Source organism: Xenorhabdus griffiniae, assembly GCF_015163655.1.
Classification (GTDB): Bacteria; Pseudomonadota; Gammaproteobacteria; order Enterobacterales; family Enterobacteriaceae; genus Xenorhabdus; species Xenorhabdus griffiniae.
This window is the reverse complement of the sequence record NZ_JADEUF010000008.1, coordinates 54,668-60,948: the sequence shown is the minus strand read 5'-3', so window position 1 is coordinate 60,948 and position 6,281 is coordinate 54,668. Positions and strand designations below refer to the sequence as shown.

Here is a 6,281-nt window from a genome sequence, read left to right as displayed (position 1 = left end):
CGGCTGTATCAATGGCTCCACTGCCGGATTATGCCCCAGCACCGCCCGCAAGCGTTCCACGGCATGGCGCAGGCTTAACCCTTCGGTTTTCATGACCCAGTCCAGCACCGAGCCGCCCGCATCGCAGCCAAAGCAGTGATAGAGATTTTTCGCTGGCGTAATGACCATCGAGGGCGTTTTTTCCTCATGGAATGGGCACAGTACCGTCATATCTTTGCCGCGCTTAAACCACTGCCGCCCCTGCTGCTCAATGATGGCCACTAAGGGAACGGCGGATTTCAGGTGCTGTAATTCTGCTTCGGGAATGCGAGCCATATCGATATTCCTTTAAAAACCTGTCAAGATTTATTTTGATTCGCTATGCGATATATTATATAATCGTAATACGATAGTAAAGCAAGTCGTTTTAATAACACACCTTATACTCGGAGCACTTTATGGCTGATATGACAGAAGAGATTATGCAGACTGAAGAACAGCGCCGGGCATTTGGTCAACGGCTAAAAGCATTGCGTAACCAGCAGCGGCGGACACAGAAAGAAATCGCTGGCCTGATTGGGTTACAGCTTTCGCAGTACAACAAGTACGAGTCCGGGATGCACATCCCGCCTGCGGATAAACTGATACAACTGGCGGAGTTATTTACGACATCGATTGATTATTTGTTATTAGGTTCGTCTGACGAGCAGTTACCGCTGAGTAATACGCGGTTAATTGAGCGGCTTAAAGCCCTTGAAGAATGCCAGCCGGAAGAGCAAGAGACAGTGATTAAACTGATTGATGCGGTGATTATGAAGAGCCGGGTTGAATCAGCGATGCGTCCGGTTGAGCAGGAGAAAGGCAGCTAAAGAGAAAGCATTTTTAACGCAGCTCCGGCGCGCTTGCAACACGCCGAAGTTGCTCACCACAACCAACTATTGAGGAGTTGAATGATGGCTAAGGCGCATTCTAAGCAAAACCGCGCGGTAAATAAAGTCATGAAAACAGAACGTTATTACACCGTGGGATACGTGCCGCAAAATGACAAGGAAGCCGCACCGCCTGCAATCCATCTTAAAGGCCAATGGCTTAAAGCGGCGGGGTTTGATAAAGGTTGCACCCTGACCGTAAAGATACTGGACGGCTGTCTGGTGCTCATTCCTGACAACGACGACACCCACACCATCAAGCAACAGTACCAGCGCCAGCAAGACCAAGCTGAAGATGCGGGAACTGTTTGGCAACTACACAAGCCACTAAGGGCAGGGAGTGATTGATTCTTAAAAGTAAGAAAGCCGGAAGATCATGGGGATCTTTTCGGCTTTTGAAGAGAAAAAAGAGCTAATTAAAGGAAAGAAACAGTAATTCTATCTGGATAAATTTTGACATATTCATTTTCTAAATATGAATATTCATACAATAATTCATCTTGAAATACTAAATTAGATAAAAATAGTTTGTCTTCTACCAAATAACCATTCATTTCATAAGAGAATGTATTTCCTTGCTGTTTTAATGACGTATTTTTGTCCTTGGATGGTTCAATTTTTACATCATCTAAAAACATCAATCCAAGCTCAACTAAGTGAGCATCACCAACTTGTAAAGATTTTGGAAAGTCATTGATAAAACAGCATATTTCATGCTCTCCAAATGATAAAGTAACTTCTTCTTCAATATTTTCATTCAAAGAAATAATTTTCGCATAATATTTCATGATTATAAGCCGTTGATATCCCTTGGAACTAAATTAATAACTTTGTTATTTTTATCACCGTTAAGTAATTTCCAAATATCTTTGCCACTCTTAGTATGGATTGTCGCTATTTGACCTTGAGGATTAACGCCAACGAATGCCATTTGAGTATCCCCTTTTTTAGTATTTCTCATATACATAACATACCCAATACGATGTTGATCTAACGGCTTATAATAATATTCAATTTTGTGGCCATTCTTCATTACATCTCGGCCAATTTGTAAGTATTCAGCCTCAGAAGTAGCTCTAAATTCATGACCATGCTTTTCAAAATGTTGAGTTAACCTTTGTTGATCAGGGAAGTTAGCATTATCAAAAGGATTTGGTTTTATATCTGGGCAATCCTTTCCTGCTAATCCTAATGGATCAACTGAACCTACGGGGTTATTCACATACCCATAAGGATTAAACCCGCCCGCCAGCCCAATGGGGTCACTCGATATATACTGCCCCGTCTCCGGCGAGTAATACCGAAAGCGGTTATAGTATAACCCACTTTCTTCATCCTCGTACTGCCCCATAAACCGGAAATTACACTGAACATGGTAATCCGGGTGATGGGACGGCACGCCGCCGCGTTTTTCCGCGTGGCCCCAAGTGGTCAGATGCTGGCCCCAGATCAGTTCGCCTTGTTCATCCAACAGTTCCCGCACGGTGCCCTGGTGATCGCTGATGGCGTAGTGCAGTTTGCCCCGCTCAAAACGGGCCGCTGGTGTCAGGCTGCCCGGTTCATATAACCAACGGACGCGGCGCGCTTCCAGCCGGGTGCCGTCACGCTGAAATGGCACTTCCTCAATCAGCTGGTCACCGCTCCACAGGTAATCATAGCCGCCGAGTGCCTTGGGATTATCCGGCAAATCCGGCTTGCCCGCCAGCCACAGTTGCAAATTAGCGGCGGTCAGTTTGCCATCGCGTTCTTTGATTTTGCGAATTCGCCTACCAAAAGGGTCGTAGCAATACTGCCAGCGTGAGCCATCCGGGGTTTCTAAGTGGGTAAGCTGGTTTTGGGTATCCCAGCGGTAACGCCAGACCTGGGGGCGGAAGCCGTCATACTGCGCGATTTTTTCGATCAGTCTGCCGTTATCATCATAGTGATAACGCGAATCCCCACGTTGCACCACCCGGCCGGCCTGCTGGCGCTGCGTGAACTGTACCATCGCGCCCTGCGCATCAACAGGCAAATGTTGGCGCAGGTTGCCGTTGGCATCGTAACTGAATTGCTCTTCATGGGGGCGCAACCCCGCGAACAGCGTGTGTACTATCTGGTCGTTGGTATTATAACGGTAGCGGGTTTGCCCCCAATTATCGTCAATAACCCGGACATTATGCGCCCGGTCATATTGCCAGCTCCGGTTGACAGCGGTCGCCTGGGGAGGAAAATGCGGATCGTTTTGTGACAGCGCCTCTTGGAAAAAGGCGCTGTCCCGCCCGGCTGACTGATGGGCCAGTAAACCCGTTGCGGTGTAACGGCTGGCAAGAATGAAGCCGTTGGCACTTTCGCGCACCGTTTCCCGCCCCAGTGCATCATGCCGGAGTATCAGTGGGGTATGCTGATTCAACTGAAAATGATTCAGCGCGCCTGATAACGGGTGATAGCCAAAGTGCAGGGTGTGGCCATCCAGGTTTTCACTGATCAGCCGCCCGGTCAGACTATCCCATTCGCGGGTGATTTCCCGCCCGTTGATACGCTCACAAATCGGCAGGCCCGTGGTCTTGTCATACTCATATTCCACCACGGCATCGGCATTGGTGGCTTTCACCAACTGATGGCGTTGGTTGTATTCGTACGTGGTGGTGGCTTTCAGTACCCACTGATTTTCTTCTGGCTGCCAGCTTTCCTGTCTGACCAGCAATCCCGCCGCGGAATAGTGCCAGCGGAGTTGCTGCCCATCGGGGTATTGTACCTGGGTACGACGCCCCAGTTTATCGTACTGATATTCAAGGGTACGCCCGGTAAAATCGGTTTCGCGGATAATCTGCCCCGCGGTATCCCGCTCATAATGGTAAGTTTCGCCGGTGGAGCCCGTGACTGACTTCAAGCGGGTCAGGCGGTCGTAGCCAAAGCGCAGCGTGGTGCCATCAGGCCGGGTCACCTGTGTCAGCAAATCAAACGCACCGTATTGATAACGTGTGGTACGGCCTTCGCCGTCAGTGGTGGCCGCCACGCGCCGTTCACTGTCATAGGCCAGTTGTTGCGCGGTGCCATCGGGCAGGGTGATTTCGGTCAGGCTACCATTGAGACCTGCGTGGTCGGCGCTGTAGCGGTAGCGGGTCTGCTGTTTGAGGGCATCGGTGACGCCGCGCAGCCGCCCCAGTGTATCCAGCTCCAGCCCGGTATTTTCACCATCCGGGGCCATGATGTTGGCCAGGCGTAGTTGCCTGTCGTAGGTATAGTGCCACTCGCAGCCATCGGGGAGGAGGCGCCGGCGCAGTTCACCGTGGGCGCCGTAGTGGTACGCCTCCTTGTGCCCCAGCGGGTTGGTCAGCTCGGTGAGGTTACCTTGCTCATCATAGTGATACCGCCAGCGCTCTCCCCCGGGCAGCACGCTTTCAATCAACTGGCCGCGGGCATCATAGCCATAGTAAAAGGCGTCGCCGGTAGGCAGGACGATTTCGGTCAGGGCGCCGTCGGGATTGTAAGCAAAGGTAGTGACATGGCCGGCGGGATCTTCTTCCCATATTTTCTGGCTGTTTTGCCACTGGCGGCGGGTGACGCGTCCCAGCGGGTCAATCTCCCGGATAACCTGCCCGTCCGGGTTATAGATGAACCGGCTTTCGCCGCCTTCCGCATCCAGATAGATGGTGGTGCGGGTGCCCTCTTCATAGCGAAAACGGTCACACCAGTAACCACTGGACGAGGTAGTGCTGAGCACGCGTCCACGCTCATCGTAGGTCACCGACAGGTCGGTCTGGTCGGTGTCGTGCCAGCGGGTCATCCAGCCCTGTGCGTTGTATTCATGCCACAGGTGGTTGTGCTGGAAGGCATTGCACTCTGCCAGATAGCCGTGTGCATCATAGCCGCAGGTGACCCAGCGCTGTTGGTGGTCACCATCAATCAGATCAATCGCTTGCAGTTGCCCGTCCTGATAGTCCAGTACCAGCCGGATGCCGTCATTGCGCACAATTTCCGCCAGATGACCCTGTTTGTTGTAATGAAAATGAATCGTGTTCTGACGACGATCTGTTATGGCAGACAAACGGCGGATATTGCCCGTCATGGCGTTGAAATGATGGGTGAGCTGGGTTTGGTTGTCGGTCAGGCTCAGTGCGCCGTCCCGTTCGCCGGTCAGCAGGCAGTGGGGCAGGTGCTTGTTTCGGGACGAGACGGTGTTGTCCGGCGTGGGGTAGTCGTAGACCACGCCGGCGGCATCCGTGTAAAGTACCTTGCCACCACTCAGCACCAGTTGGCGCGACCAGTCATCGGCCCATTTGGGGCCGAATAGCCCCTGAGGATTGGCGGTAGAGCGGTAGGTACGGGTCAGGGTGAGGGGCAACAAGCCGGGGATAGCCATGACCGGCCAGACCTGCAGGAAGTCACCGGTGGCCATATCAACCGGGTCACCGCCCCCCGTGGTTTTTTCCGGGTTATTGCCTTGTTTGTCGCTGGACGTATTTTTGGCCTGATCCGGGGCGTGGTTTTCCGGTTTATCGATAGTTTTAGCGTCTGTTTTCGACTCCCTCTTAATGCGAGCCCCGCTCCCATCTTTAGTTTTTCCTGCTGCCTGAGTTTTCGCTTTCGCGACTCCTTTGACTTCTTGTTTGGCAACCTCCTTAGCGGCCGTTTTGCCGAGGGTAAAAAAGGAGCTAATGCTTTTAAGTATATTGGGTATTTCGCCTGCTAAAGATACCGTCATACCGGTATCTACTGCCATTGCTCCGCCTTCCTGCATCGGATTATCAAAACGCTTTCGTTTGGCATCCAGATTAAATTCTTGAGTATTTTGGGCGATGGCAACACTCGTGTTACGTAAACCTTCGGTCGCGCGTTTTTGTCCCAGAGCTTCCAGTTCAGCCGCACGAGCCTGTGCTTCCAGTGCAGAGGCATTCCCCTGGAGTTTTGTTACCGCTTCTGCGGCATCGACAGCCATGTTATTGACACGTTTCGCTGCGCCAATAGCCATATCCGTCGCACGAAATTTATCAGCATTCTGCCGGGCGTTCTCTGTCACAGCCTGTAAGTTTTCTGCGGCTTTTGTCTGACCGGTCATAGCTAATATAGCGGCGCGTTCTTCTGCATCGGCATTCACAGAATTTATCATACCCGTGTCAAAGTAATCTCTTATCTGCGACCAAAGCCCTTTTTCTTCTTTGGTTTCCGGTAGTATTACCGCATTAGCTTCATGCGGCGGATTGCCTGCCTGTGGTGCCTGACCGACAATTTTACCGATGGTATTGCCTTCCCCTGTCGGGCTGTCATCCCGTACCTTTTGTGGTAACGGGGAGTTTGGTTTGAGCGGTTCAATAGGGATATCAGGCGCTTTCGGGCTGGTCGATTCTTCTGCCTGAGTATCTGCACTGGCTCCGTTGTTTTCTGTCATAGTTT

5 protein-coding genes are annotated in these 6,281 nt (G+C 51.5%); 2 read left to right on the top strand and 3 right to left on the bottom strand.

The genetic code is table 11. The features are described 5' to 3' along the window. Window positions 1–315 (bottom strand): CHC2 zinc finger domain-containing protein (locus IQ211_RS03065; RefSeq protein WP_228011583.1); only part of this gene is annotated, 315 nt, incomplete at its 3' end. 122 nt (window positions 316–437) lie between these two features. On the opposite strand from IQ211_RS03065, the gene IQ211_RS03060 reads away from it, so the two are divergent. Together IQ211_RS03060 and IQ211_RS03055 are read left to right on the top strand one after the other, a co-directional pair. Continuing rightward, window positions 438–848, top strand: a complete 411-nt coding sequence (locus tag IQ211_RS03060; protein ID WP_189758921.1) for a helix-turn-helix domain-containing protein — start codon at window positions 438–440, stop codon at window positions 846–848. 84 nt (window positions 849–932) lie between these two features. Then, window positions 933–1,256, top strand: coding sequence for a SymE family type I addiction module toxin (locus IQ211_RS03055; protein WP_189758920.1), 324 nt, complete (start codon window positions 933–935; stop codon window positions 1,254–1,256). Window positions 1,257–1,324: 68 nt separating this feature from the next. On the opposite strand, the gene IQ211_RS03050 is transcribed toward IQ211_RS03055, so the two are convergent. Both IQ211_RS03050 and IQ211_RS03045 read right to left on the bottom strand, forming a co-directional pair. Continuing rightward, a complete protein-coding gene (locus tag IQ211_RS03050) occupies window positions 1,325–1,696 on the bottom strand; it encodes a hypothetical protein (RefSeq protein WP_189758919.1) in 372 nt (123 codons plus the stop codon). Between the two features lie 2 nt (window positions 1,697–1,698). Then, window positions 1,699–6,276: an RHS repeat-associated core domain-containing protein gene (locus IQ211_RS03045; RefSeq protein WP_193836320.1), complete on the bottom strand. Its 4,578-nt coding sequence runs from the start codon at window positions 6,274–6,276 to the stop codon at window positions 1,699–1,701. Between the last annotated feature and the right edge of the window lie 5 nt (window positions 6,277–6,281).